The organism is Hymenobacter sp. BRD128, assembly GCF_013256625.1.
Lineage (GTDB): Bacteria > Bacteroidota > Bacteroidia > Cytophagales > Hymenobacteraceae > Hymenobacter.
This window is the reverse complement of sequence record NZ_CP053908.1, coordinates 3489844-3516084: the sequence shown is the minus strand read 5'-3', so window position 1 is coordinate 3516084 and position 26241 is coordinate 3489844. Positions and strand designations below refer to the sequence as shown.

The following is a 26241-nucleotide window of genomic DNA, read 5'->3' as shown; positions in this document are numbered from 1 at the left end:
AAAATCTGTGCTTTTAACGCGGCGTAATTACGAAGCTTTGTTTTACTCCACGGCCAGCACCAAGCCCTTCAGATACGCGCCTTCGGGGTGAAAGAGGCTTACCGGATGGTCGGCGGGCTGGGTGAGGCGGTGCAGGATGCGCGCTGGCCGGCCAGCCTCGATAGCGGCGGCCAGCACCGCGCCTTCAAACAGCTCGGGGCTAACTACTTGCGAGCACGAAAAAGTGAAGAGCAACCCGCCCGGCGCCAGGTGGCGCAGGCCGGCCAGGTTGAGGCGCTTGTAGCCCATCAGGGCATTGTGGCGGGCCGAGAGGTGCTTGGCGTAGGCCGGCGGGTCGAGGATGATGAGGTCGTAGGGCTCCTCGCTCACCGGGTTTTTGAAGAAGTGCTGCACGTCCTGGGCGTAGGCCGCGTGGCGGTCCTGGTGGCCGCTGAGCTGGGCGTTGCGGTCGGTGAGCTCGATGGCTTTTTTGCTGGCATCGACCGAGTGCACGAGGCTAGCCCCGGCTTGCAGCGCATACACCGAGAAGCCGCCGGTGTAGCAAAACGTGTTGAGCACGCGGCGGCCGGGCGCGTAGCGGGCCAGCAGCTCGCGGTTGTCGCGCTGGTCGATAAAGAAGCCGGTTTTCTGGCCGGTTTCCCAATCCACGGCAAACTGGTGGCCGTTTTCGGTCACGAGGTGCTCGTGGCCGCTGCTCTCGCCGAAAAGGTAGTTGTTCTGGGCATCGGGCGCGGCCTGGGCGGGCACGGTTTCGGCGCTCTTATCATACACGGCGCGCAGGCGCTCGCCCAGCACGCGCTGCAAGGCGGCGGCAATATCGTGGCGGGCCAGGTACATGCCCGGGCTGTGCGCCTGCACAACGGCCGTATCGCCGTACACGTCGATGATGAGGCCCGGCAGCCCGTCGCCCTCGCCGTGGGTGAGGCGGTATACATCAGTAGTGCCGCCCGCGGCGGCTAGCCCCAGGCGCTGGCGCAGCTGGTAGGCATTGCGCAGGCGCAGCTCCCAAAACTCGGGGCTGGGCAGCTGGGCTTCGGGGCCAAAATCGAATAAGCGCACCGCGATGGAGCCGCCCGGCGAAAAATGGCCGGTGCCCAGGCGCTCGCCGCTGGCGGCTACTACCTCCACGGCGTCGCCTTCCCTGGCCTCGCCCTGGAGCCTGGCAATGGCACCCGAAAAAACCCAGGGGTGGCGGCGGCGGGGCGATTGGTCTTTTCCGGGCTTGAGAACGACGGTAGCGGGCATAGGCGTAGCGCAGGAGCGCGATTGGTGTAAAACGCGCTTCCAGATGATGATTGGCAAAAATGAAAAAACGCGAACTACAAAGTTCGCGCTACTCGGCGCTACTTAAACCAACGCCGGTACACCGGCCCGCGCAGCTTAAACTGCGCCCACATGGCGGGCCAAATGAGGGCATCGAGCCAGCGCCGGCCGGTGCTGAACGTAATGTCCTCCACGATGACGCTGCCGCCGCCCGGCGCGGGCTCGATGAGGTGGCGGTGCCGCCACTGCCGCAGCGGAGCGGGCAGCTCCTGGCCTTCGTCTACGAAGTAGTGGGTACCATCGGGCAGCGTGCCGTTGGCCGTGATAAGGGAAGTCCAGCGCCAGCGCTTGGGGCCGGCTTGCAGCTCGATGGCCACGGTGTCGCCGGTTCGGGACCCGTCGTAGCGCAGCAGGTGAAACTTCGGGAACGGCGGGGCCAGGGCGATAAACAGCTCGCGGGTGAAGCCCGCGGCCACCACGGCGGGGGGCTGGGCCACGGCAAAGCGAAGGAGCAGGTGCATAAGAAAGGGGCGAGGCGGGCCGGTTTGCGGGCTGGCCTGGTAATTTGGCGAGCTAGCCAGCTTCTTACGTTAGGAGCTGACGCTACGTATAGGCTAGCGCCAAAATAGCAAGCCGGTTTCGGCCGCGCCCCCGCATGTCACATTCAGACGAACTCACGCCCGACCCGGCGGCCGGCCGCTCCACCGAACTTCAGCAGCTGGAAGCCGCTTTAGCAGCCGGCGTCATCACGCCCGAGCTATTCGCCACGCTCAAGGCCAAGCTGCACCCGAGCGAGCCAGCAGCTGCGCCGCCACTACCGACGCCGGCTCCCCAACGGGTGCCGCCTGCTCCCGTTGAGGAGCTGCCCTCGCTGCTGGATATGTTCAGCCGCGCCCCGGCGCCGGCCGAAACGCCCAGCGCGCCGCCTGCCTCGGTAGCGCGCCCGGCCGCGCCGCCCCCGGCTAGCCCACCCCGCCCGACTGCCGCCGCCGAAGAGGCCGCCGCTCGCCAGCGCATTGCGGAGCAGCTCGCTAAAATGCGCCAGGAGCCGCCCGCCCCGGCGCCCCCGCCGTCGTTCTATCCTGAGCCCAAGCCCGCGCCCACATTCTACCCCGAGCCTAAGCCAGCACCACCCGTAGCGCCAGCGGCACCGGTAGCGGTGGCCGCGCCAGTGCGCCCCGCCGCCCCACCGCCCCGCCCACCCCGTCCGGGCCGGGAGCCCGTTTCTGAAGGGCGCACCGGGGCCAGCTGGTTTATTATAGTGCTGCTAATAGGCGTGATAGCAGCCGTGGCCTACTTTGCTACTAGCTCCAGCCACCCCAACGAAGAACTGACCAGCCCGGCGTTGCCTACCACTGAACCCGTGCCGCCCCCCGCCCCAGCGCCCGTTGTCACGAAGCATAAAAAGCCCGCCCGCAAGCCCAGGCACAAAGCCAAAGCGGCGCCGGTAGCAGCGTCAGTGCCGCCCCCAGACTTCGATTCGACCGAAACAACAGTGGCTTCGACCGCTAGCCCGGCCGTGTTGCCACCCAAAGCAGTAGCCGCGCCGCCCGCCGCCCGGCCCATTCCGGCCGCCGGCGAGCCCGGCGACGATGCGGCTGCCACCCGGGTGCGCGCCGCCATGGCCAGCTACTATGCCGACCTGTATGCCCCGCCGCTGCACGCCAGCGAGCACTTTGCCCCGCAGGTCGAGCGCCTCTACATTCGCCAAAACCTGACGCCCGACGCCATCGATGCGGAGCTAGGCCGCAGCTTTTTTCCCGACAACCAGCAGGCCACCGCCCGCATCGAGCCCGGCACGCTGCGCGTGAGCGACCCCGCCGCCGACGGCAGCCGCACGGCCACCTTCACCGAGCAGATGCGCCTCTACCGCCCATCGCTCCAGAAATACCAGCGGCTGCGCACCCAGGTGCGCGTGCGCTTCAATGCGGCGTATCAGATTGTGTACATGCGCCAGGAAAAGCTGCTGAGCAATACGTTTGAGGAATAGCGCGAACCCGGTAGTTCGCGCTACTTGCCCAGCGAGCCGATTTTGGGCTGAAGCTGGATGATGAAGCGCTTATTCTTCGCTTCCTCACGGAAGCCGGTGTAGCGGCCCACGCCCTTGAAGCCGCTGCCGGCGGCCACCAGCTCCAGGTTGGCCGGGAAGCGTAGGCCAGCGCTTTCCCAGAGGCGGATTACCTCCATCGCCCGGTTGTAGCTGAGCTGGCGCACGGCCGCGCCGTCGAGGTTGCGCGGGTCAGTATCGGGCAGGGTAGGGTTTTTGGCGGCCCGGCCTTCCACTACTACCAGGTACTGCACGTTGTCGGCCCGGTCGAGCACTTCCATCTGCTTGAGTAAGAAGCGCCCGGCCTGGATGAGGGGCTGGTGTGCCTCGGCGGGCAGGTCGTAGCGCTGGGCCTGGAACTCGACCGGAAAATTAAGCTCGTAGCGCTTGTAGCGCTGGTTGTACACGAAGTAGCGCGGGTCTTCGAGCCTAGCCAGAGCGGCGCGTATCTCGTCGAGCTTTTTCTTTTCCTTGAGCTGCACTTCGAGCCGGGCCTTGGCCTGCTCCAGGCTAGCCTGCTTGTCCTGAAACCGCTTGTAGCTGAGCACAAACAGCACGAGCATGACCAGAAACAAGGCCGTCATCAGGTCCACGTAGCTCGGCCAAAAGAAGTCGCGGCGGTTGGGGTTCATGCGGGGCGCCGGCTATTTCATGTTCAGGCCCAGCGCTTTCTGGAGCCAGCTGCGCTGCGTAAGCTGCTCCAGCACCACGTTGGTGCGCGTCACTTGCTGCAACAGCTGCTGCTGCAGAGCCGAGTCGCTGGCCAGCCGGTCTTGCAGGTTGTGGAGGGCCAGGGCCGTCTGCTGGGCCTGGCGCTCCTGCAATTGGTTGAGCGCCCGCTGCTGGGCCGGTAATTCGCTGAATGGGCTGAGGTACTGCACAATGCGCTCGTACACATTGTCCTTATTAAGGGCCTGAAAGTGGTCTTCCAGCACCCGCGCCGCCTGGTCGGCTTCCTGCTTGAGCACGGTCATGCGCTGGCGCATCACGGCCGCCAGCTCGTGGTACTGCGTGTCCATAAACACCTCCGACTGCCGGGCTAGCCGGTCGAGCTCGGTCTGGTTTTGGCGAAAGAAGCTAAGCTGGGCCTGCACCGTGCCCGCGTGCTGCTGCACCAGGGCCGGTACTTGGTTGAGGCCGGTTTCGAGGCCAGTGAGGCGGGCGAGCAGGCCCGTGATTTTGCCGGCTACCTCGCCGCCGTGACGCAGCATCTCGTTGAGCTGCTGCTGGTAAGCCAGAAAATTCTCGAAGTGGTGCGCGCTCTGGGCCACCTTGTCAAAAACCCGGATGCTGGCGTTGGCCATCTCGGTGTAGCCCACTTTCTGGAGCTGCTCCAAGAAGCCTTTCTGGGTGCTGATGTTCTCATTTAGGGCCTGCACTATCGGCCCAAACTCGTAAATCTTGCTCAGAAATTCCTGGTTAAACGCATCGAGCACGGCCTTGAGGCTGCCCAGGCTGCCGGCCATATCGGAGTGCAGAATGGGCAGCAGCTGCACCTGCAAAAACGTGTAGTAGTCATTGCGCCGCTGCTCGGCCTGGCGGTGGGCGTTTCGGTACAGGGCATTGCCCCACAGCGTGAGGCCCAGTCCGCAGAGGCTGCCAATCATGGCCACCGTCACGCCCCGCAGAAAGCCCTGAATCCCGGCTTCGTCAAACTTGCCGCTGCCGCCCAGCAGCCCGGCCAGCCCCAGAATGGCGCCCAAAAACGTACCCATCAGCCCAATGTAGAGCGGCGAAGAAGTACTGCTCTGCACCTCGGCATCGAGGGCTACGGCCCGGCGCTCGGCAATGCTTTGCAGAATGTCGAAATCGGCAGTGCCTTTGTTTTTAAGCAGATAGGCATTGGTGTCCTGCACCACGGCCTCGAAGTCGGGCGTGGCGCCGGTAGCCAGCAGCACGTCGGCCTGCTGGCCGCTCGCCTCATCGTGGTGCCGGGACAGGCGCAGCGCGCTGCTGGGCGGAAACAGCGCCGCCAGCTGCGCGCTAGCCCCCCGGCTTTGCCAGAAGGCCCGCGCCTGAAACCCGATAACCATGAGCAGCGCGAGCCATTCGAGTGCCTCCATGCCGCGAAGTTATTCGAAGTGCACCTGCGCCTTGCGGGTTATCTGCCAGTCGCCGCTGGGCGTGCGCTGGGCCTGGCCAGGCGCGTCGGTAACGATGCGCGACACGTTGCCCTTCGGAAATGGGTACTCGCAGGCGCCGCCCAGAATATTCTGGTGGCTGCCGATGTAACCGGCGTGACCCGCCGCATTGCTGGTAACTGTAAACTGCGCCTGGTCGGGCGCGCTAGCCCCCGTAGTCAGCTCAAAAATGGTGTACGAGGCGGGTGCCTCGGCCAGCATATCGCGCTTGAAAATACCGTCGATGGGCTGCTGGTTGGCATAGAGCGTGCGCGTGGGAGAGGCCGCCGGAGGAACCGCCGCCGTGTCGAGGGGATAATTTTCGTCGAAGAAAGTATCGTCCTGCACTGGCGCGGTGGGCTCGGCTGGCGCAGCGGCGGGGCTAGCCGTCGGCTGAGGCGGCGCGGCCGGCCCTGCGGCGGGTGCTGGGGCTGCCTTAGGGGCGGTGCCTTTAGGTGGCGTAGTCTGGGGTTGGGCGGGGGGCGCCGGGCTGGCGGGTTTGGCTGGGGCGTCGGGCGCCGGGCGGGCGCCGGGTAGCTTGCCCACCTCGCGCTGCACCATGGTGCGCACTTCGGCCCGCATCTCATCGGTAAGAGTAGTCAGGCTAAGCGTGGAGGCGCTGTGGCTATGGCGGTGCCGGCCGCGCGAGCTGCTCTTGAAAAGTGATACCAGCAGGCTGATTATCGACAAAGCCAACGCGACCCAGGCAATCATAGGCGTAGAAGAAATAGGCGTGAGGGAAGGAGGGCTAGCCACGGCCGTTGCGGCCGCCGCGGGGGCTGGTTGCACCACCGTGGTAGCACTGTCGGGGCCAGTGAGGCTAGCGGGATGGCTAGCCGCCGCTAGCGCAGTCGGGTTGGCCAAGGTGTGCAGGGAGGTGCGCAGCTGCACAAAGCCGGGCTGCGACTCACGCCCGGGCTTATTGGCTAGCAGTGTGTTAGTAATGGCAGCAGCCAGTTGGTCGGGCGAGTCATCTTCGGTACTAACGGTCTTGTAAAGCTCCAGCAGCTTTAGCAGATGGCCTTGCTTGCCCAGCGTTTTGCGTTCGAGCCGCACGGTCTCTTCCAGGCGGCGGCCAAAGGCCTTCACGCTGCTGCTGTCGATAGTTTGCAGCAGTTGGGGGCGCAGGCTAGCCAGAGTCGGGTCGTCGTTGTAGACGTAGCGCGCCGTGGCAGCCCACAAGCAGGCGCGCACATCGGGGGGGCGCACGTTGGTAGCCAGCGGCGTAGTAGTCGGGTTCTGCGCCCCGGCGGGCGAGCCAAGCAGCACGAAGGCCAACCCACCCGCTAGGGTGCCGAACTTAATGCGTTTGCGAGGCATAGTAACGCTTGAAAAGCTCGCGGCCCAGCTGGAACAAGGCATCGCGGAAGGGGAAGAAAAACAGTGTCTCGGGCAGGCGGTCGTCGGCGTTGGTGCCGCTGTCGCGCAGCGAGTTCAAGCCGGCGCGCAGGCTATCCTTCAGCTTGCCATCGAGGAAATTGTACACAAAATCGGGGTCGATTTCTACATTCAGCTCGTCGAGCAGCCCGCGGATTTCGGCCGAGTCGTGGGTGATGAAGCGCACCAGGCGGCGGGCGTTGGCAATTACTTCGTCTTCGATGGTGTCGCTTTCGGCCTCGGCTAGGGTAAAGGCCTGGGGCGGACCGGCGGGCGCGTCGGCCGGCAGCACGCCGGGCAGTACAAACTCGGCCGGGGCCTTGGCCTGGGCGGCGTCGCCGCCGGCCTGCTTCCACAGCACCGAGCCATTGGCAGTAGCTTCCTTGGGCTGGCTCACCAGCGTAAGGCGGAAATCGCTGGGGGCCGGCTGGCCGGAGGCAAACTCCAAGATGAGCTTGCCAATCTCGGTGAGCGTGCCCAGCTGCGGGTCGAGGTCGAGCATGCGCAGGTAGGTGCTGCCCTTGCCGCTAAAGCACAGGTGGCGCGGCACCGCCAGCTGCCGGGCCTGGCACACCTGCCCCACGTGGTAGACCACGGCCGCGTAGTGCAGCAGCAGCACAATGCGCAGCTGCCGCGCGCTGCGCAGCTCCCGGCTGAATTCCAGCTGTTTATCGAAGTTGAACAGCAAGCTTACCACGTCGGCCGAGCTAGCCTTGCTTTCCAGGGCGGCGCGCACTACCTCGCGGGCGGCCGCCGCTTCCTGGCTCACGGGCTTGTTGGCGGTGCGGGCCACGTAGTAGTAGAGCAGGCCATTCTGCTGGCGCGCGCCGCCGAAGGCGCCGTCGCCCCACAGCACGTCGCCGGCAAAGCGGAACGAGAGCGTGGCCTCGGGCTTCTTGCCGCGCAGCAACAGCACATCGGTCGTGCCGCCGCCGATGTCGATGTTCACCACGTTGTCGCGCTCCGAGGGCACGATGCCGCCGTCGGTGTGGCGGTCGGTGAGGTACAGGTACGGCGCCCACGACTCGCTGAGGTCGGCTAGCCGCTGGCCCGGCTCCTCGCCAAATACCCGCTCAAACTCCTGGTACCAAATGTCGTGGAAGTCGCGGCGCGCCACTGTTTTCATGCTCAGCGGGCGCGACCACACCACTTGCGTGGCGCGTACATCGCCCTCGTTCAGCGCCACTTTGTGCTTGATAAGCAGCAGCAGCTCCCGGATATAAGCCCGAATACGTTCGACCCCGGCGGCGCGCTCGCCGCCCTCGGTGTTCCACTTCAGGTTGGTGCGGTAGCGGCCATCCTCGGGGTGGTTGTACAGGAAGCCGTCGCGGCTCAGGTAGAAGCCAATGTTGATGCTGCCAAACAGTAGCGGGTTGCCCTCGCTAATAAAGGCCGGCGATTCGCACGTGGCCGTGCGAATCGGGAACGCCGACTCGGCACCCTCGATGCCGATGAAGGCAGGCACAAACTCGCGGTTGCGCACCGTGTCGGCCAAGGGCATCATGCCGAACGAATCGGGCCCGTAGCGCTTGGGTAGCACGAAGTCGCTTGAAGGCAACGGGCGGTTCAGCATTACCACTTCCATCTCGCGCTCGGTGCCAATGCGGAAGGGCTGCGGCTCGGGCCGGTCGGCAGTGGCGAAGGCCACGTGCGTGTTGGTGGTGCCAAAATCCACAGCAAAGGTATAACGCTGGGCGCCCGGACTCACCACCTGCCAGCGCGGCACCAGCAGGCCGGTGGCCGGGGCCGAGAGCTGGCCGCTTACGGGCGTTTCCACTTCCAAAAAGTCGAAGTGCGTGCCCACCACCTCGTAGTAGGTGCTGGCCGGCCCGCGGGGGTTGCGGCCCATGCGCTGGCGGGCGCGCACGCCCCGCGTGCCACCGGGCACGAGCGTCGGCAGCGCCTGCCCGCCCTGGTAAAAATTGAGCTTGGCCAGGTCGGTGCCCTCGTTCTGGTCGGCTAGCTGCACGTAGTAGGGGCCGTTGTCGCGGGCATTCGCGCCCTCAAACTTGTAGAACGGGAACACGCCCACGTCGAGGCGGGCGCTCACGCGGCCGCCGCGGTAGGGTGTCTTGGGCGAGTCGCTGCGCACGGCATCAACCGGGGCATCGGCCCCTGGCTAGGGCCGGGGCGGAAGTAGTAGCTGCGCTCATACACCACCTCGCGTCCGCTGGTCACGGGCACGGCTAGCCGCAGCTGCACGTGGTTGTCAAACAGCGTGAGGCGCAATTGCTTATCCAGGTCGGCCGGCTCGAAATAATCGAACCACGCCCGCTTCAGCGGCAGCAAAAAACGCAGCGGCCGGTCCTCGGGCCGGGCACCCGGCTCGGGCTGCACTTGCCCAAAGTAGAAGCGCTCGGTGTTCACCGCGAAGGGTACTTCGAGCAGCCGGTCTTCCAGGAAGTCATTGACCGTCAAGAAAGGATACTGCACCCCTAGCGTTTCGAGGCGGCGCTCTTCAAGGCGCTGGCTTTCGTAGCCGTACTGAATGATAGTCTGGTCGGTGCCCGCCGTGCCGCCGAAGTAGTCGCTGCGGCGCAGGTCGAGGCCGGGCATCAGCACCAGCGGAATTTTACCGGTCTGCGGCACCCGCTCATTAAAGCGAATAAACCAGTCGGAAGTCGTTTTTTGCTGCGCTTCGGCTTGCTTAAACAGCGTGATGCCGCGCACCTGCACTGCATTGCCCAGCGCGTCGCGCAGCGGCTCGTAGTGCTGCTCGAAGGTGGCCACGTTCGGCTTTTCCTCGGCTAGGGCCTGCACGCGGCCCTTATCGGTAGCAGCCAGAAACTGCGCGATGCACTGCGCAAAATTCTCCTGCCGCAGCTCGGGGTGCACTTCAAACAACCCGAAAATGTAGTTTTGAAACTCAGCGCTGCGCTGATTAAGCGGCACTACCTGGTTATCGAAGTAAAAGCCGTTGCCGTCGCCCTTGCGCTGCATATTGAGCCGCGGCACGGCCGGGTGCGCAAATACCAGCGTGAAGGGCGACGTGCCCCCCAGTAACTGCCGGGTTTCGCGACCGCTCGCGTCGCGGCTGTCGGCAAAAATGAGGTAGAGCGTATCCAGCTCGCGGAAGTGCGGGTCGGCCAGGTACAAGCGCAACGTATTGCCCAGCAGCCTAATGCGTGGCTCGCGGCTCTGCACCAATAGGTCTACCTGCTCTTTCTTGGCCCAGGGTACAAAGCGCAGCCGGTAGGCATCGGTAGCCTTGTTGTAGAACAGTAGCTCCAACATGTCCCAGCACTGGGCTACCAGCCTATGGTAGAGCGAGTTGCCCTGCGGCTGCTGGCGCACAAACTTGAAAGCCGTTTCCAACAGGTGCATGCGCCCGAAAGGGGTGGGGATAGCCGTGGCCGTGCGGCGCGGGTTATCGCCGGCGGGGTCCTGCATTTTCTCGGCTTCGCCGGCCGTGATGCGGTCCGACTCCTGCCAGCCGCGCAGCGTGGGCTTGCCGCGGTCAAGGAGCTGAAGGATGTTACTCATAAAAATCTGTTAAACAGACGCTTATTTGCGGCACGATTCCTACTTAGAACGTCATGCTGAACGCAGTGAAGCATCTCGCTTGGATTAGTAATTTCATCGTCAGCAACGGAGCGAGCAAGATGCTTCACTGCGTTCAGCATGACAGCCTAAAAAGTGACTAGGGTAACCTAGCCCACTATTGCAGCAACTGCTGCCCGTGCACCACCTCATCCATCACTTCGGTGAAGGTGCGAACTAGCGCCGTGGCCGGCGAGCTAGCCGTGTCATTGGCCACGGCCTGGCTCAGGCGCTTGTCTAGCATTACCCGGATTTGCTTAGGGTCGATAACGTCTGACTTGCCAAATAAGCCTTTCTTTTTCAGCTCCTTGCCAGCTACTGATTTGTCGAAATCCGGCTCAAGTAGGTCGGCCATGCTGTCCCAGTGGTTCTGGGGGTCGTAGCCGTCGCGCAGGTTAAAGGGTCGGAAGCGCCGCGAGTTGTCGCGCAGTTCGCGCAGCCAGGCAGTATAGCTGATAAACTGCCGGTCGGGCGAGTTGTAGTCGAATAAGAACCGGCGCAAATCCTGGTAAAACGGGTCGCGGTCCCAGGCGTTTTTCAAACCCAGGTTAGTGGCGTACGTGGCCGACATCGTCTCGTCCAGGTGGTGCTGCAGCCAGGTAGCGAAGAAATGGAAGCGCGTCAGCGCCTCGCCCACCTTCGGCAAGGTTTGGCGGCGGTCGAAGTGCTCGAAGCGCAAATCGTTCTCGTCGCGCTCCAGCCCAAACTCATAGAAGTGCTCCTCGTGGGCGATGCTGTCAGGTTTATCCAAAAAGTCGAGCACCGCTAGGGCCCCCACCACCTCAATAAAGTGGGCGTTGTTCTGCTGGCTAATGCCGCCCTCGTGGTTGTCGTTCTGCTTCTGCGCCTGGTCGCCCAGGTAGTACATGGCGTTCAGGCCGTGCAGGTTTTGCTGGTAGTAGGCTAGCGCTGCCTTCGTCTTCGTAATGAAGGTGTTGGAGTCGATGGCGCTGCTATCCTCGCTCTTCAGGCTGAAGTAGGGCAGCAGGCTGAGCGCTCCAATCGGTGCCGTGTTCAGCAGCTCGATGTGCGGCAGGTTGGCATCGCGGTCGCGCAGGTTCTTGAGCAGCAGCGGGAAGCCCGCCGCGCCCGTGCCCCGAAGATGGAGCTGATAAAGAAAATGCGGTCGCCAGCCCGAAACTCGTTGCCGAAAAACTGAAACTCGGGCGAGTCCACCAGTTGGTTCAGCACTACGCTGCCTACGTTGGGGCTGCCTTTGAAGCCCACTTTCAGATTCTCATCCAGGCTTTTCGGGTCAAAAAGCAGGTCCACCAAGTACTGGCTTTCGACCGGCAGGCTGGTGTAGCGCAGGTAGTCGCGCAGCGGCTCTTCCATGCCGCTAAAGCTGTACTCAAACGTGTCTTTCACGCGCGTGTCGCGCTGCTCGCCGGGCCTAGCCAGCGAGGCCAGGGTTTGAATGTCAGCTCCGAAGAACTGGCCAGCCGTGCTCGCGCCCGGCGCGGCGGGTTTTATCTGGGCGCGCAGGCGCTGGTAGGTTTTGAGCAGCTCAATAGTGCGCTGCTTGTCACCGTTGGTCGCATCGGGGTCGATGATGATGGGTACTACCCGGTCACAGTTCTTAAGTTCGACCCCGGCCGCCAGCAGCATCGTGAGCGAGCGGATAACCCGCGACCCCGTGCCGCCGATGCCGAAGATATAAAGCGTGGACATGCTTGGATATTAAGTGTTTGTGGTTTGTTATTGAAGCTGGCTATCGCTCGCTTGCCATCGCTGCGCAGGCTCGTAATGACAAGCGGAGCGGGTCAAGCCCAGGAATTCAGCCGCCTAGTTGGGCCAGCGCACTGGCGTAGTACGGGCGCTCACCGACAGCGGCTTCACCACAAACGACCAGAGTACAAAAAATAAGGCCCCGTACAGCGCATTTACCACTAAAAAACCTAGCACGTAGCGGTCGTAAGCCGACTTCTCCACGGCGCCCAGCGTTTCGCCATCCAGGCTGGCATACACCACCGAGCGAGCCTGTGAGTATGCCAGAATAGCTGAGCCTACTGCCGTGAGCAGCAGCATGATAAACCAGTGCGAAGTCTTGTAGAAAGACGTGGTCAGCACCCGATTAAAAATCACGTAGAACAGCAGCGCTGCTCCGAGTGCCACGCCAAACAGCGTGCCCAGGCCCACGCCCGGAAAAATACTTTTTTGGTAAACCGGAATCAGCGACGATGGCTCGGCGGTGCCCAGCAGCGCCTGGTAGAGGGTGGTGAAAAGCTTCTGAAACATGAAATAGAAAGAGGGTTTCGGGAAAAGGAAAGCACGCTGTGCGGGCTAGCGGCAAGAAACGGGCCGTTTAGTCGGCCGGCTGCAGCTGCACGGGTAACGCCCACACCTCGCGGCCGGCGGGCGTTTGGTCGTAGTAGTCCTGCACGCCCTGCAATACTTCGCTGAGCAGAAAGGTCTTAGGGCCTTGGGCGGCGATGTTGCTATCGTTAAGGGTAGTGTACTTGGTGACCCAGGCGGGCTGGGTGCGGGGCAGCACGAGGCGCACCGTAGCGGGCTTGCGGCCCGGCAGGCGCTCTAGGTGCACCCTAGCCAGGTGGGTATAGGTGGCCAGGGCCGGGGTACTGGGTGCCTTGGGTTCGTCGCGGGCGGTCCAGACTTTGGCCAGGGTAGCGCCCGTACCGGCTTCGTCGAGTTGCAACTTGGTTGGCAGGCTGGCAGCCTCGGTAGTAGGCGCGTTCGTGAGGTCGAGGCCCAGCACAAATTCGGCCGGCTCCTGGCGCGAGAGGCTTTTGGTGAAGTGCAGCGTGAGGGGTTGGGTCTGGCGGCTGCCGGTTTTGTCGGCGTACCACTCGCCCACGTTGCCGAAATGCTCAAACACCGCCGCCGGCGGGGCCGGAGTGTTGAAACTTACGCGCTCGAAGTCGGCGCCCATCAGCGGCTTCAGCCAGGGCATGGCGGCGGCCACGGCGGCGGGCTGGCCCAGCACCCATACGTAGTAGGGCAGTCGGCTGCCATGCAGCACTTGGAAGTGCGTGCGGTTGCCGGGAAAAAACTTGTCACGGAACTCCGACGTGCCCGCGAAGATGCTGATAGCCAGGTCCTGGGCCGAGGCTTCATTCAGCGCATCCTTCACGTCAGTCTTCACCTTCCAGGTCTGCTTCGGGTCGGGCGGGGCGTAAATGAAGTCGGAAATAACCACGCTCACCGTGCCCGGCTTGCTTTTTTGCAACTTCAGGATGTCGCGCAGCATGGTGGGCATTTCGGTGCCTAGCGCGGGGTTTTTAATGCCCTCGCTCACGGTGTTACTCAGCTCGGCGTAGGTGGTGGGGCGCAGGGTGCGCGGGTCCTTAGCCGTGCTCTCCTGCACGAAATAGTAGCTTGGCGCGGTTTGATTAACAGCCCGTTGGTCGTTGATATTACTCAGTAGCTCGGTGATGGAGCGCTGAAATTGGCTGCCCGTTTCGCCCGGCGCGTTGGGGTGCATAAAGCCGCGCATCCCGGTCGAGGCATCCACAAACACACTCACTTGGCTGATGGCGGCAACGGGCGTTTTGCTGGCCGCCGCGGTGGTTTTCTCGGTGGTTTTATCCGGCCCGCCGCAGCTGCTGAGCGCCGCGCCGCCGAGCAGCGCCGCCGCTAGGGGGTAAAAAGCCGAATTGTAGAAAAAGCGGGCCGTTGGTAGTCGAGCGTGCATGAGTAAGAAGCAGCGGGCACCGGCGCGGCGCCCATCTGCCCGCAAGTAACGACAATTGCGGGGTTACGGATATAACTGCTTACTATTCTCCGTTTCAGAGGCACAGGCCGACGCGGGCCACTACCCGAGCAGCTCCTCAATATCCTCGCGCGTCAGCGACTTTATCACGGCCTCGTCGGTCGTTATTAAGTCACTCACCAATTGTAGCTTACGCTTTTGCAGGGCCAGAATTTTTTCCTCCACCGTGCCCTGGCTGATAAACTTGTACACAAATACCGGCCGCTGCTGCCCGATGCGGTGGGCGCGGTCAATGGCCTGGGCCTCCACGGCCGGGTTCCACCACGGGTCGAGGATGAACACGTAGTCGGCGGCCGTGAGGTTGAGGCCCACGCCGCCCGCCTTAAGGCTGATGAGGAAGATTTGCAGGTCGGGGTCGCTCTGAAAACGCTCCACTTCGCCCTGGCGGTCGCGGGTGTGGCCGTCGAGGTAGGCGTAGGCTAGCTGGCGCTCATCGAGGCCAGCGCGCACGAGCGCTAAATGCTGCACAAACTGGCTAAAAACCAGCACTTTGTGGCCTTCCGATACCACGCTGCGAATCATGCGCAGAATCTCGCGCATCTTGCCCGATTCGCCCTCGTAGCTCTGGTCGGCCAGGTGCGGATGGTTGGCAATTTGGCGCAGGCGGGTGAGGCCCTGGAGCAGTAGAAGCTGGGTGCCGCCGGCCGGCGTGGGCGCGTGGCCCTCCAGGCTTTCTAGTATTTTGTTGCGGTAGAAGCTCTTGGTTTCTTCGTAGAACTGCGCTTGCTCCTCCGTAAGCGGGCAGTAGCTGAGGTGCTCGGTTTTAGCGGGCAGCTCGCTGGCTACTTGCGCTTTGTGCCGGCGCAGCACGAAGGGCTTGATGAGGGCGTGCAGCTTACGGGTGCGGCTTTCATCCTGGTTTTTCTCGATGGGCTTCACAAATTCCTTGCGGAAAAACGCCTGCGTGCCCAGCAGGCCCGGGTTGATAAACGTCATCTGGCTCCACAAATCCATCGTCGAGTTCTCGACCGGCGTGCCGGTGAGGATAAGCCGGTGCCGCGCCCGGAGCTGCCGCACTGCCTGCGCCGTAGTCGAGCTAGGGTTTTTAATGGCCTGCGACTCGTCAAGAATCACGTAATCAAACTGATAGCTAGCCAGTAGGTCAGTGTCGAGGCGCACGATGCCGTAGCTCGTCAGCACTACATCGTAGCCAGCAAACTGCGCCACGTTCTTGTCACGGTAGGTACCCGTGTACACCAACAGCCGCAGGCTAGGGGTGAATTTGCGCGCCTCCGCCATCCAGTTGTAAACCAGCGAGGTAGGCAGCACCAGCAGCGAGGCCGCGCCTTGGCTAGCCCCGCTTTCTTGGCGCTCCAGCAGCATCACCAGCGTCTGCACCGATTTGCCCAGGCCCATATCATCGGCCAGGCAGCCGCCGAGGTGGTAGTCCTGCACAAAGCGCAGCCAGTTGTAGCCGGCCTGCTGGTAGGGCCGCAGCGTGCCCCGGAAGCCCACCGGCAGCGGCCGGTCTTCGACGGCGGCAAAGTCGCGCAGCTTTTCCAGGCGGCGCGTAAGCGTGACAGTGGCCAGGTTATCCTGCTCTAAGTCATTAACTAAGGATAAGTGATGCCGGCGCAGGGCCAGCGGTTGCCCGTCGGTTTCTTCGGCGAAGGCAAATAGCTCCAAGTAGTCGGTAAACCACTCGTCGGGGATGAAGGCGACCTGCCCGTTGGGCAGTCGGTACTCGCGGCGGCGCTGCAAAATGTAGGGCCGCAGCCGGATAAACGGCACCGCATACTCGCCAAACCACACCGTACCGCGCACGTCGAACCAGTCGCCGCGCTCCTCGATGCCTACTTCCACCCGCACCGGCCCAATGAAATAATCCTGGCTAGCCGAGGCACCTCCCTGCACCTGAAAGCCGAGCTCACCCAGCGCCGGCGCATTATCGTGCAGCCAGCGGAAGGCTTCGGCTTTGGGCAGGCTGGCGTGGCCGTCGGCGTCGAGCGGCAGGCCGCGCTGGCGCAGCTCTTCGGCCCGGTCTCCTTCCTCTTTGGCCGAGCGTAGCAGGCGCCGAAACACATAAGAGTCAGCGTCTTCCTCCAGCTGCACGCTCATGGCGCGCGGCGGCGTCAGCGGGAGGTCGTAGGCGCCGTAGCGAAAGGTGAGGTTGAAAAACAGCGGCGCCTCGTCGGTGCCCGCCCCGGGAATAACCAGCGGCTTGGGCATGGGCACGCGGCCCCGCCGGGGCGGGCCCGGTGGGCGCACGGGCACCACCGGGCCGCCGCCGGGCGGGGCGGGCGGCACATCCGAAAATGTGAGCTGGGGCCGGGCCAAGTAGCGCTCGGTGCGAATGTCGAAGCCGCGCGCGTGCACGTCGAACGACTCCATGAGCGGGGCCACGAATTTCTGAAAATAGCTTTTTTCGACGGCGCGGGGCACCGTGATAAATTTCTTGTTCAGAAACGGCAGCAACTTGCGCCCGTCCACATCGTGGCGGAAGCAGTAGAGCACATCGTCGAGCAGCAGCCAGGCCGGCTGCTGGCACACCAGCACCGCGTTTTTGAATTGAAAATCAAGCTTTTGACTCTGAAACTGAATCGTCGGGAAATAGTGCGTGCTTTCTTCGTTGCGCCGGAAGTGAAAGAGCACCGAGGCGGGCACCGGGGCTAGCCGCAACTCGCGCCAGGTGGGCTCGCCATCGCGGCCCATGATAAAGACGTGCTTGCCTTTGAGGCCTGCCAGCAACCGGCCCAGCCGCGTTTGCACATAGCGGCTAATGGCCTCCTGCATCGGCTTATCGCCTTTTTCGGGGTTATATATTTTCAGGAAAAAATCGGCCGCCGAGATTTTACGGGGCCAGAATTCCTTAATAACCGCGTCTTGCTGCAGTTGGTCGCAGAGGGCGATGAGCTCGTAGTCGTCTTTCTCCAGACCTTCAGCAAATTCGGGCGCGTTTTTGGCCGAAATCGTTTGGTGTTGCAGCGTCAGGCGCCCGCTTGGGCCTAGCTGCACCACATGGGCCGTAAAAAGATGCCCCAGATACTCGTGCGCGAACAGCGAGTAAACTAATTGGAATGGTTGTGCAGTAGAAACATTCATAGCCGAGCACGAGAACGCGCAAGTTAGCCCGCGCGGCCGGGATTCCCGACTGATTTTGCTCAGTTTTATACGCTGCGCCGCCTGGCACCGCTTACGGTTCAGCTTAGCTAGAGGTTTTCCCGAATTTGCATTCGTCCGGCATTCAGCGCTGGCCGAATAGATACTGCCAAGGTTATCGAGATGATAGCCAGTGCGATAAAAAAGATGTCCGTTGCTTGCATTTTCACCGGATAGGAATCTACCACGCTCGTGGCCATGCCCATGCTCACAACGTGAAAAGTTTGCTGCACCCAGCACACGCCAATGCCGAGCGCCAGCCCCGCTACGGCGCCCACCAGCGCCACAATGGCCCCGACCAACAAAAACGATTGCCGCACTGTCTGCTCGGTAGCGCCGATGGCTTGGAGCACGGCAATGTCCTTACGCTTGTCGATAACCAGCATCGAAAGCGAGAAAAAGATGTTGAGCGAGGCGATGAGCAGAATAAAAGCAAACGTGATGAATACGAACAGCTTCTCAATCTTGATGGCCTTAAGCAGACTTACGTGCTGCTCGTCGGAGTCGAGCACTGTGAAGCCGGTGCCAAGGCGCTCGCGCAGGTCTTCTTTCACCTTGCTGAGCTTGAAGCTAGACCCCACGCGCACATAGAGGGCGGTGCGGCGGTTGCCGTAGCCCAGCAGGCGGCGGGCAAAAGTGAGTGGCACGAAGAGGTAGCTGTCATCGAGGTGCTGCTCTATCTGGAAGATGCCGCCCGCCAGGATAGTTTCTTCGTTGAACGCCTTTTCGGGATTGATGTTCAGGGTTTTACGTCCCGGTTCCTGGCGCGGGTACAGCAGGCGCAATGGGGCTAGCCGGTTGTCGAGCACGATGCCGAGCTCGCGCTGCACGCCCTCGCCCACCAGGGCGTATTCGCGCTCGCCACGGCGCAGGCGGTGGTCGCCAGCCAGCAGGTTCGAGTCGATGGGAATCTGGCCGAAGTAGTTTTCCGACAAGCCGCGCATTTTCACCACCATCTGGCGGTCGTGGTATTGCAGCAAGGCATTATCCTCAATAACCTCCGTGAGCAGGGCCACGCCGGGCGTGGTTTGCACGTTGGTAAGCAGCAAAGTATCAATGGAAAATGACTTGCCCTGGCGGGCCGCGATTACCAGGCTAGGGTCCGACTTGCCGTAGAGCGAGCGCACGAGGTCTTCGAGGCCGTTAAACACCGAAAGCACGATAATGAGCGCCGCCGTGCCCACCGCCACGCCCACCATCGAGATGTTAGAGATGATGGTAATGATGTTGCGCTTTTTCTTGGAAAGAAAGTAGCGGCGGGCAATGAGGAGAGGTACGTTCACAGGCGGGCTTGTACGCAAAATCGGGCTAGCTGGCTCTGCGCCATTGGTCGTTTAGTAAGTCTTCCGGCTTCACAAGGCGCGCTTCATTGTTCCTGTTGACCTTCAACCTTCCTCATTAGTTGCATAGCGGGCAAGAGCTAAAAGTAAAAGCCGGGCAATAGAGTGGCTTTGTGCGGATAGCCTATTTCCAGGCTTTTACGATGAGGCCAGTACCGGAGTCGTGCGTGGTGCGCGCATCAAACCAATTGAGCAACAAGCATAACGGGAAAACTACGGCATAGTAGAACGGCAGCAGCACGAAAAACCAGCGGGACTTGCCCAGCATCAAAATCGGGTATTTCATGCTGAGGCGCCACGAAATCTGGCCCGGCTCGCCATAGCTATAGCGCGCCTCAATGCGCTCGAAGCCCGCCGTGCGCAGCTTCTGCTGAATCTCGTGGATGTTGTAGCCATCGCGCACATGTTCCTCGATAAAGCTCGTTTCGGAGTCGGCGTGCACATCGGAGCCGCCCTGGTCGCTAGGGGTCGAAATAAGCAGCATGCCGCCATCCTTGAGCGAGGCGTGGATGTTGCGAAACACCTCCACATCTTCCAGAATGTGCTCCATCACGTCCACCGCGATGGACAAATCGAAGGAGTTGGGCTCCTGATATAATACTAGGTCTTGCACCGCAAACTGCACCTGGGGCCGGCCAATGGCCCGGAAAAAGTTGTTGGAATCAGCCACTTGCTCTTCCTTCACATCCACAGCCAGGATTTGCCAGAGGCTGCTCAGGCTGCTGAGCCAGTAGCTGTACTGGCCGTAGCCGGCACCGGCATCGAGGATGTTGAGCGGCTCGCGGGTGCGGCCGCGCGCCCACTGGCGCAGCTCGCGGTGCACGTGCCAGGTGCGCAGCAGCAGCAGGTCGAGCAGGTGATAAAACAGGCGCCGCAGCCACGGCGAGCGGTTGAAGACGTTGCCCAGGCTGCGCTTAATCGGGTCGTAGTACAAGGGTAATCAGGCGTTATGAGTTAAGAAATAGAAATTGCTTCTGCGCAAGTCTATTCCTCATTTTTAGGGTTGAACAGGCGCGGGCGCGGGACGTCGGTGGTCGAATCATCGTCGCTGTCTGCAGGCGGGGCGGCCGGAATGTCGAGCTTGCTGAGCACCTGGTCCATGTGGGCGGCGTAGGCAGCGCTGTCATCGTGAAAGAACGTCAGTTCGGGCACTACCCGCGCCTGATTGCGAATGCGCTTACCCAGCGCGTGGCGAATTTCCTTGGTGTGCTCCTTAATGGCCGCCAGCCGCTCGGGCGCGTCGTTGCCAATGAGCAGGCTCAGGTACACGCGGGCCACGGCCAGGTCGGGCGTCACCTTCACGGTGCTGATGCTGGGCACCAGCCCGCCGCTGAACAGGTGCGGCAGGTCGCGCTGCAGCACCTGGGCCAGCTCCTGCTGCAGCAGGCTAGCCATCTTTTGTTGTCGTTTGCTTTCCATAACTTCTTGCTAAACCACAAAGGTACGCTGCCCGGCAACGCGCGCCGTGCGCGGCCCGGTAAGTAAGCAAAGCGGTTTGGCAGGCAGTAGCGCGGGCTTTCAGTTCGCGACTAGGCGGGCGCTACGAACTCGCGGACTGGAAGTCCGCGCTACTGCCCGCTAGCCCCAGAGCCGGTAGTTGAGGCAGTACGCGGGTTCTGCCCGCACCTTTGCGGGGCCAAATTACTTTTTCACTGTGCTTCGCTTTTTTAAAAGCTCCTTTCCGGCCCAATTGCTGGTGCTGCTCGCCCTGGTGCTTGGCCTGCGGCTGCCGCTGCTGTGGCTGGGCGTACCCGTGTCGGCGGCCGAGCTGCGCCTGCTGGTGCTGGGCGAGGGTGTGGCCGGCGGTGCCTGGCCCTACCGCGACCTCTACGACGGCACTGCGCCGCTGGCCGCCGCCGCCGCCGGGGTGCTGGAGCTGGCCTGGAGCCGGCCGCTGCTACTGTACCGGGCTGCCGCGCTGGGGCTGCTGCTGGTGCAGGCGCTGCGCTTCAATGCCGTGCTCAACCGCGCCGACGTGCACCCCGAGCGGGGCTACCTGGCGGGCCTCACCTACCTGGTGGTGGCTAGCCTCACCGCCGACCTCGACACGCTGTCGCCGCTGCTCATCGGGCATACGTTCATCATCTTCGCACTCAGTGCCTTGCTGCCCACTTCGCGCGAGGGCTACGACAACCGCCGGCTGTTTCGGGCGGGGTTTCTGGTGGGGCTGGCAGCGCTGTGCTACCTGCCGCTGGCCTTTTTTGTGCTGCTCGGGCTTTTCGCGGTGCTCATCTTCGCGGCCAATTCCTTTCGGAGCGGGCTGCTGCTGGTGTGCGGGTTTTTATCGCCCTACGCGCTGGTAGCCACGGTTTTTCTGTACGTGGGGGCGCTGCCCAATTTCAGCGTCATGCACCTCGACCGTGGCCTGCGCCCCGCCGTGGCCGCCACCGATGGCCTGCCACCCGCCGTGGCTTGGCCGCTGCTGGCCGGCGTGGCGGTGCTGCTGCTGCTGGCGCTGCTGCGGGCGGGCGGCACCGCCCTGGGCCTGGTGTTCCAAAGCAAATTTCGCCAATTAATGCTGGTGTGGCTGCTGGTGGCGCTGGTGGTGCTGGCGGTGGGGCGCGGGCTAGCCCCCGGCTCGCTGCTGCTGCTGCTGCCGCCGCTCACGTATTTTGGGCTGTATCTGTGGCAGCAGCTGCCGGGCCGGGCGGGCTGGCTGCCCGAGCTGCTGTTTGTGGTGGTGCTGAGTTTGGTGGTAGTGCTGCGCTACCGCGACCTGGTGCCGGGGCTGGCTAGCCTGCTGCGCCTGCCGCCCGAGAGTGCCTTTGCCCCGCAGCTCAATCCCGCCTACCGGCGTTTGGCGGCAGGCCGCTCGGTGCTGGTGCTCGGTCCCGACCGCCGGGCCTACCTCGCGCATCCCGCCGCTAGGCCTTATCTCGACTGGCCGCTGGCCGAAGCCGATTTCAACCACCTCCACGAGTACGCCGCCGTGGTGCACATCGGCCGCAGCCTCGGCCCGCGCCCCCCGGCCTATATCCTGGACCAGAATCAGCTGCTGCCCCAGCTGCGGCACTTGTTGCCCCAGGTATTCGGGGCTTACGAGCCGGTGCCCGGCGTACCCGGCGCTTATCAATCAAGTAAATAATAGGCACGAAAAAGCCCCGCCGAGTACTACTCGGCGGGGCTTTTTCGGTTAATGTGCTAACGGATGGGCCTAGCCCACCGGCTTAGCATTTTGCGCGGCTAGCTCCTGATTGAGGCGGGCGGCACTGTTGCGGCGCACCACGCGGGCAATGTGAATGCTAAGCTCGTAGAGCAGCAAAATGGGGATGGTGACGATAATCTGGGCCGAGATGTCGGGCGGGGTGATGATGGCCGCAATAATGAGAATGACCACAATGGCGTGCTTGCGGTAGAGCGTCATCAGCTCGGGCGTCACGAGGCCGGCTTTGGCCAGGAAAAATACTATCATGGGCAGCTCAAACACGAAGGCGCACGACAAGGTCATGGTCGTGAGCGTGCTCAGGTAGCTCTGCAAGTCAATCTGGTTCTGGATAGTAGCATCGACGGTGTACGAAGCCAGAAAGTTGATACTCAGCGGCGCGGCGATGTAGTAGCCGAACAGCAAGCCCAGAACGAATAGAATCGACACGAAAAGCACCGCCCCGCGCGAGTTGGCCCGCTCGTGCGGATACAGGCCCGGCTTCACGAAGCGCCACAACTCCCAAAATAAGTAGGGGAAGGCCAAGCAGATACCCACGATGAAGGAGGTGCTGATGTGCATGGTCAACTGCCCGCTCATTTCGCGGTTCTGGATAATGAAATTGACCTGGTTTTCGCACGGGTCGGTCGAGCCGAACATATGCCCGATTTTGCAAAACGTCTGGTACGTCCAGAAATCTGAGCGCGACGGCCCCAATATCAGGTCGTGAAACAGGAAATTTTTATTGAAAAACGCGACCAGCGAAAACACCACCACCGCGATGGCCGCCCGGATAATGTGCCAGCGCAGCGCCTCCAGGTGGTCGATAAACGACATCTCCGCTTCGCCTTCGGCGGCGGCGCGGTTCTGCTGAAATTTTTGAGCGGGGGAAGCCAATGCTTAAGTAATGAAGTAGTTAATAATCTGTTGTCATTGCGAGCGCAACGAAGTGAAGCGCGGCAATCTTTCCTTTTCGCCAGGAGTACGACAAGGAAGGATTGCCGCGCTCCACTTCGTTGCGCTCGCAATGACAGACGACTGTTATACGGCCCAGCCGCCTAGCCGGCTTGTACGGCTTTACGCCTGAAACAGCGGGTAGCCTTGCAGCCACTCGTTCACCTGCTGGCGCACGCCGCTGATGCGGCTAGGGTCGGCGTGATGCAGGAGGGCCTCGTCAATCAGCTCCACGATGCGCGTCATGTCGGCTTCGACCAGGCCGCGGGTAGTTACGGCGGCCGAGCCGATGCGGATGCCGCTCGTTACGAAGGGCGACTTGTCGTCGAAGGGCACCATGTTCTTGTTGATGGTGATGTCGGCCTGTACTAGGGTGCTTTCGGCCAGCTTGCCGGTAAGGCCCTTCGAGCGCAGGTCAATGAGCATCAAATGGTTGTCAGTGCCACCCGAAATAATGTCGTAGCCCCGGCTCAGGAATTCCTTGGCCAGCGCCTGGGCATTGCGTTGCACCTGGTGCACGTAGCGGGTGTAGCCCTCGCCCAGCGCCTCGCCAAAAGCAATGGCCTTGGCCGCGATGACGTGCTCCAAGGGCCCGCCCTGCGTGCCGGGAAATACGCCCGAGTCGAGCAGCGCCGACATGGGGCGGATGTCGCCCTTGGGCGTCTTCAGGCCAAACGGGTTGTCAAAGTCCTGGCCAAGCATGATGAGGCCGCCGCGCGGGCCGCGCAGGGTTTTGTGCGTGGTGGTGGTTACGATGTGGCAATGCTCAAAGGGCGAGTTGAGCAAGCCCTTGGCGATGAGGCCGCTAGGGTGCGAAATGTCGGCCAGCAGCAGGGCGCCCACCTCATCGGCGGCGTGGCGCAGGGCGGCGTAGTTCCAGTCGCGCGAGTAGGCCGAGGCGCCGCAGATAATCAGCTTGGGGCGCTCGCGGCGGGCGGTGTCAATTACCTTGTCCCAGTCGATGAGGCCGGTTTTTTGCTCTACCCCGTAGAAGCTGGGCTGGTAGAGCTTGCCCGAAAAATTGACCGCCGAGCCGTGGGTAAGGTGGCCGCCGTGGCTGAGGTCGAAGCCCAGAATTTTATCGCCAGGGTTGAGGCAGGCCAGCATCACGGCCGCGTTGGCCTGGGCGCCGGAGTGGGGCTGCACGTTGGCCCAGGCCACGCCAAACAGCTCCTTCACGCGGTCGATGGCCAGCTGCTCGACCTGGTCAACTATTTCGCAGCCACCGTAGTAGCGCTTGCCGGGCAGGCCCTCGGCGTACTTATTGGTGAGCACCGAGCCCTGGGCCTCCATCACTTGGTCGGAGACGTAGTTCTCGGAGGCAATCAGCTCCAGGCCGTGGGTCTGGCGCTGGCGCTCCTGCGCAATGAGGTCGAAAACGGCGGTGTCGCGCCCGGCGGCAACGGCGGAGGTGGGGGCAGTGGCTTGCATAGCCTCAAAAGTACGACCGGCCACCCGAGTGTTTCTTCGTAGTGGCTGGCCATTCACCAGTTAATCTTTTTTCGCATGGCCCAAGAAATGCTCGTTTCCTTCTTACAAAGCACTGCCCTGCTCACGGTGGGGCAGGCCGAGGCAATAGCAGCCGAGTTTAGTTACCTGCACCTCAGTAAGCATAGCTTTCTGCTGGAAGCCGGTAGAGTCAGCAACGACTACCTGTTTCTGGAGGCGGGCTTGGTGCGGGCCTTTGCCTACGACACGGCCGGGCACGACGTCACGACGGGGTTTTATGGCCCGGGGCAAGTGGTGTTTGAGGTGGCTTCGTTTTTTCAGCGCACGCCTTCGCAGGAGTATCTGCAGGCTCTCACCGACTGCGCCGGCTGGCGCATCAGCTTCGCGCAGCTCAACACCCTGTTTCACGGCCACCCCGAGTTTCGGGAGTTTGGGCGGGCGGTGCTCGTGCGGGGCTTCGCGGCCCTCAAAACCCGGATGCTGGCCACCATCACCGAGCCCGCCGCGGCCCGCTACGAAAGCCTGCTGCGGGCTAGCCCCGATTTGGCGCAGCACGCTCCCCTCAAGCACATTGCCTCCTACCTGGGTATTACGGACACGTCGCTGAGCCGCATCCGCAAGGCGCTGTCGCAGAAATAGCAGGCCCGCGTATTTCTTGCCAAATGGCAAGCGGAGGCCCCTGGCGGCGCCGGTTCCTTTGCCAGACAATTTCAGCGCCTTGCTTATGCTCCCGACCATTCCGCTTTCGCTCGCTGTGGCCTTTGGCCTCACCACCCTCCTCGCGGTAGCACTGCTTTATTACGCGGCGCAGCGGTCGGGGCGCACGCTCCTGGTGCTGGCGGGGTGGCTGCTGGTGCAAAGCGCCCTCGCGCTGAGTGGGTTTTATACCGTAACCACGGGCCTGCCGCCCCGGCTAGCCTTCGCGCTCGGGCCGCCCGTGCTGCTGCTGCTGGCTAGCCTGGCCACGGCGCGGGGCCGCGCCTACCTCGCCGACCTGCGCCTCGAAGTGCTGACGCTGCTGCACGTGGTGCGGCTCCCCGTCGAGCTGGTGCTGTACAGATTGTACGTGCACGGCGCGGTGCCGCGCCTGATGACGTTTGAGGGCCGCAACTGGGATATTCTGATGGGCCTGAGCGCGCCGCTGGTATACTACCTGGTGCGCCGCCAGCGCATCGGCCGCCGGGCGCTGCTGGGCTGGAATATCCTGGGGCTGGGCCTGCTGCTGAATATCGTGGTGACGGCCGTGTTGTCGGTGCCTTCGCCGGTGCAGCGCTTCGCCTTTGAGCAGCCTAATGTTGGCCTGCTGTATTTTCCGTTCAACTGGCTGCCCGCCGTAGTCGTGCCGCTTGTGCTGCTCGCGCACGTGGCGGCCCTGCAGCATCTGCTGGTGGCTCCCTACCCGCCACGGCCGGCAGCCGCGGCGGGTAGGGAGCTCAGCGCCTGGCAATAGGGTAGGGGTCTTCGCGGTTTTCGACCAGGTGCAGCTCCCAGCTATCGAGGTTGAGGGCGGCCAGGTGGCGCAGCTCGGGGTTTTGGAGAAAGGCGCAGCCGGCGTCCAGGCCAATAGCCCCGGCGCGGGCAGCCACCTTTTCCTTTATTTCCGCCGCGGGCGTGGGCACGTGGCCGTGTAGCAAGCGCCGCCCACCCAGCCGTGAAGGGTCAAATACGAAGTCGCGGCTGTAAAGCATGCTGTGCGTATCCTGCTGCATCTCAGCGGGCGGCAGGGCAAAGTCGAAGCCGGCGTGCACCAGCACAAAGTCAGGCAGTTCCAGCGTCAGGGGCAGGCTAGCCATCCACTGCGCATACTGCGCCGGAATAGCCGCCGCCCGCGTCACGCCAAAGCTGGCTAGGGTCATCGCACGCTCGGCGGCCAGCTTCCACATGTCATTGGCATTGGGCGTGCCGTGGATGGTGGCCAGCAGCTCGTGTTCGTGGTTGCCGCGCAGGCAGTATACCTGGTAGCCAAAATCCTGCAGCTGCATCAGGTAGTCGAGCACGCCCCGGCTGTCGGGGCCTTTGTTCACATAGTCGCCCAGCAGATACAGGTGGTCGGCGGGGCGCAGGCGCAGTTCCTGCTCCACGAGGTAGCGGAAAGTGCGCAGGCAGCCGTGCAGGTCGGTGGCGGCAAAGCGACGGGGCATAAAACATCGAAATAAGTAAACTGGCTAGCCTACGAAAAA

The 26241-nt window shown here is 62.8% G+C and carries 22 protein-coding genes; 4 read left to right on the top strand and 18 right to left on the bottom strand.

Features of this window, described 5'->3' with window-relative positions; all coding sequences use genetic code 11:
* Positions 1 to 42 precede the first annotated feature (42 nt).
* Together GKZ68_RS15525 and GKZ68_RS15520 are read right to left on the bottom strand one after the other, a co-directional pair.
* Positions 43 to 1245 carry a class I SAM-dependent rRNA methyltransferase gene (locus GKZ68_RS15525; RefSeq protein WP_173116367.1) on the bottom strand — a complete coding sequence of 401 codons (1203 nt, stop codon included), beginning with the start codon at positions 1243 to 1245 and terminating at the stop codon, positions 43 to 45.
* Between the two features lie 98 nt (positions 1246 to 1343).
* Positions 1344 to 1784 carry a hypothetical protein gene (locus GKZ68_RS15520; protein ID WP_173116365.1) on the bottom strand — a complete coding sequence of 147 codons (441 nt, stop codon included), beginning with the start codon at positions 1782 to 1784 and terminating at the stop codon, positions 1344 to 1346.
* A gap of 134 nt (positions 1785 to 1918) precedes the next feature.
* Here GKZ68_RS15520 and GKZ68_RS15515 point away from each other — a divergent pair, with 134 nt between their 5' ends.
* Positions 1919 to 3253, top strand: coding sequence for a hypothetical protein (locus GKZ68_RS15515; protein WP_173116363.1), 1335 nt, complete (start codon positions 1919 to 1921; stop codon positions 3251 to 3253).
* Between the two features lie 20 nt (positions 3254 to 3273).
* On the opposite strand, the gene GKZ68_RS15510 is transcribed toward GKZ68_RS15515, so the two are convergent.
* The 13 genes from GKZ68_RS15510 to rbfA form a co-directional block, all read right to left on the bottom strand.
* Complete coding sequence (locus GKZ68_RS15510) at positions 3274 to 3942, bottom strand: hypothetical protein (RefSeq protein WP_173116361.1); 669 nt, start codon at positions 3940 to 3942, stop codon at positions 3274 to 3276.
* A gap of 12 nt (positions 3943 to 3954) precedes the next feature.
* Positions 3955 to 5373, bottom strand: coding sequence for a hypothetical protein (locus tag GKZ68_RS15505; protein ID WP_173116359.1), 1419 nt, complete (start codon positions 5371 to 5373; stop codon positions 3955 to 3957).
* Positions 5374 to 5382: 9 nt separating this feature from the next.
* Positions 5383 to 6750: a hypothetical protein gene (locus GKZ68_RS15500; protein ID WP_173116357.1), complete on the bottom strand. Its 1368-nt coding sequence runs from the start codon at positions 6748 to 6750 to the stop codon at positions 5383 to 5385.
* Positions 6731 to 8899 (bottom strand): hypothetical protein, encoded by a 2169-nt coding sequence (locus tag GKZ68_RS15495; protein ID WP_173116355.1) that lies wholly within the window; start codon positions 8897 to 8899, stop codon positions 6731 to 6733. Before GKZ68_RS15495 ends, GKZ68_RS15500 begins: the two co-directional genes overlap by 20 nt.
* On the bottom strand, positions 8854 to 10290 hold the full coding sequence (locus GKZ68_RS15490; protein WP_173116353.1) for a hypothetical protein: 1437 nt from the start codon (positions 10288 to 10290) through the stop codon (positions 8854 to 8856). The genes GKZ68_RS15495 and GKZ68_RS15490 overlap by 46 nt, the downstream gene beginning before the upstream one ends.
* A gap of 175 nt (positions 10291 to 10465) precedes the next feature.
* On the bottom strand, positions 10466 to 11215 hold the full coding sequence (locus tag GKZ68_RS15485; protein WP_173116351.1) for a hypothetical protein: 750 nt from the start codon (positions 11213 to 11215) through the stop codon (positions 10466 to 10468).
* 146 nt (positions 11216 to 11361) lie between these two features.
* Positions 11362 to 12018, bottom strand: coding sequence for a hypothetical protein (locus tag GKZ68_RS15480; RefSeq protein WP_173116349.1), 657 nt, complete (start codon positions 12016 to 12018; stop codon positions 11362 to 11364).
* Positions 12019 to 12132: 114 nt separating this feature from the next.
* Complete coding sequence (locus GKZ68_RS15475; RefSeq protein ID WP_173116347.1) at positions 12133 to 12585, bottom strand: hypothetical protein; 453 nt, start codon at positions 12583 to 12585, stop codon at positions 12133 to 12135.
* A gap of 67 nt (positions 12586 to 12652) precedes the next feature.
* A complete protein-coding gene (locus GKZ68_RS15470) occupies positions 12653 to 13999 on the bottom strand; it encodes a hypothetical protein (RefSeq protein ID WP_173116346.1) in 1347 nt (448 codons plus the stop codon).
* 120 nt (positions 14000 to 14119) lie between these two features.
* Complete coding sequence (locus GKZ68_RS15465) at positions 14120 to 17119, bottom strand: DEAD/DEAH box helicase (RefSeq protein WP_173116344.1); 3000 nt, start codon at positions 17117 to 17119, stop codon at positions 14120 to 14122.
* A gap of 107 nt (positions 17120 to 17226) precedes the next feature.
* The gene (locus tag GKZ68_RS15460; RefSeq protein ID WP_173116342.1) at positions 17227 to 18459 is read right to left on the bottom strand and encodes an FtsX-like permease family protein; all 1233 of its coding nucleotides are present in this window, start codon (positions 18457 to 18459) and stop codon (positions 17227 to 17229) included.
* Between the two features lie 181 nt (positions 18460 to 18640).
* The gene (locus GKZ68_RS15455) at positions 18641 to 19450 is read right to left on the bottom strand and encodes a bifunctional 2-polyprenyl-6-hydroxyphenol methylase/3-demethylubiquinol 3-O-methyltransferase UbiG (protein WP_173116340.1); all 810 of its coding nucleotides are present in this window, start codon (positions 19448 to 19450) and stop codon (positions 18641 to 18643) included.
* A 50-nt stretch (positions 19451 to 19500) separates the two neighbouring features.
* Positions 19501 to 19935 carry a 30S ribosome-binding factor RbfA gene (gene rbfA / locus GKZ68_RS15450; RefSeq protein ID WP_173116338.1) on the bottom strand — a complete coding sequence of 145 codons (435 nt, stop codon included), beginning with the start codon at positions 19933 to 19935 and terminating at the stop codon, positions 19501 to 19503.
* Positions 19936 to 20170: 235 nt separating this feature from the next.
* On the opposite strand from rbfA, the gene GKZ68_RS15445 reads away from it, so the two are divergent.
* Positions 20171 to 21601: a hypothetical protein gene (locus GKZ68_RS15445; RefSeq protein WP_173116336.1), complete on the top strand. Its 1431-nt coding sequence runs from the start codon at positions 20171 to 20173 to the stop codon at positions 21599 to 21601.
* Between the two features lie 69 nt (positions 21602 to 21670).
* On the opposite strand, the gene tatC is transcribed toward GKZ68_RS15445, so the two are convergent.
* Complete coding sequence (gene tatC, locus GKZ68_RS15440) at positions 21671 to 22555, bottom strand: twin-arginine translocase subunit TatC (RefSeq protein WP_254244028.1); 885 nt, start codon at positions 22553 to 22555, stop codon at positions 21671 to 21673.
* 180 nt (positions 22556 to 22735) lie between these two features.
* Positions 22736 to 24043: a serine hydroxymethyltransferase gene (gene glyA / locus GKZ68_RS15435; protein ID WP_173116334.1), complete on the bottom strand. Its 1308-nt coding sequence runs from the start codon at positions 24041 to 24043 to the stop codon at positions 22736 to 22738.
* Positions 24044 to 24130: 87 nt separating this feature from the next.
* On the opposite strand from glyA, the gene GKZ68_RS15430 reads away from it, so the two are divergent.
* The gene (locus GKZ68_RS15430; RefSeq protein ID WP_254244027.1) at positions 24131 to 24700 is read left to right on the top strand and encodes a Crp/Fnr family transcriptional regulator; all 570 of its coding nucleotides are present in this window, start codon (positions 24131 to 24133) and stop codon (positions 24698 to 24700) included.
* Positions 24701 to 24785: 85 nt separating this feature from the next.
* Positions 24786 to 25511: a hypothetical protein gene (locus tag GKZ68_RS15425; protein ID WP_217275267.1), complete on the top strand. Its 726-nt coding sequence runs from the start codon at positions 24786 to 24788 to the stop codon at positions 25509 to 25511.
* On the opposite strand, the gene GKZ68_RS15420 is transcribed toward GKZ68_RS15425, so the two are convergent.
* Positions 25495 to 26202 (bottom strand): metallophosphoesterase family protein, encoded by a 708-nt coding sequence (locus GKZ68_RS15420; protein ID WP_173116330.1) that lies wholly within the window; start codon positions 26200 to 26202, stop codon positions 25495 to 25497. The two genes, GKZ68_RS15425 and GKZ68_RS15420, sit on opposite strands and share 17 nt — an antisense overlap.
* Positions 26203 to 26241 lie beyond the last annotated feature (39 nt).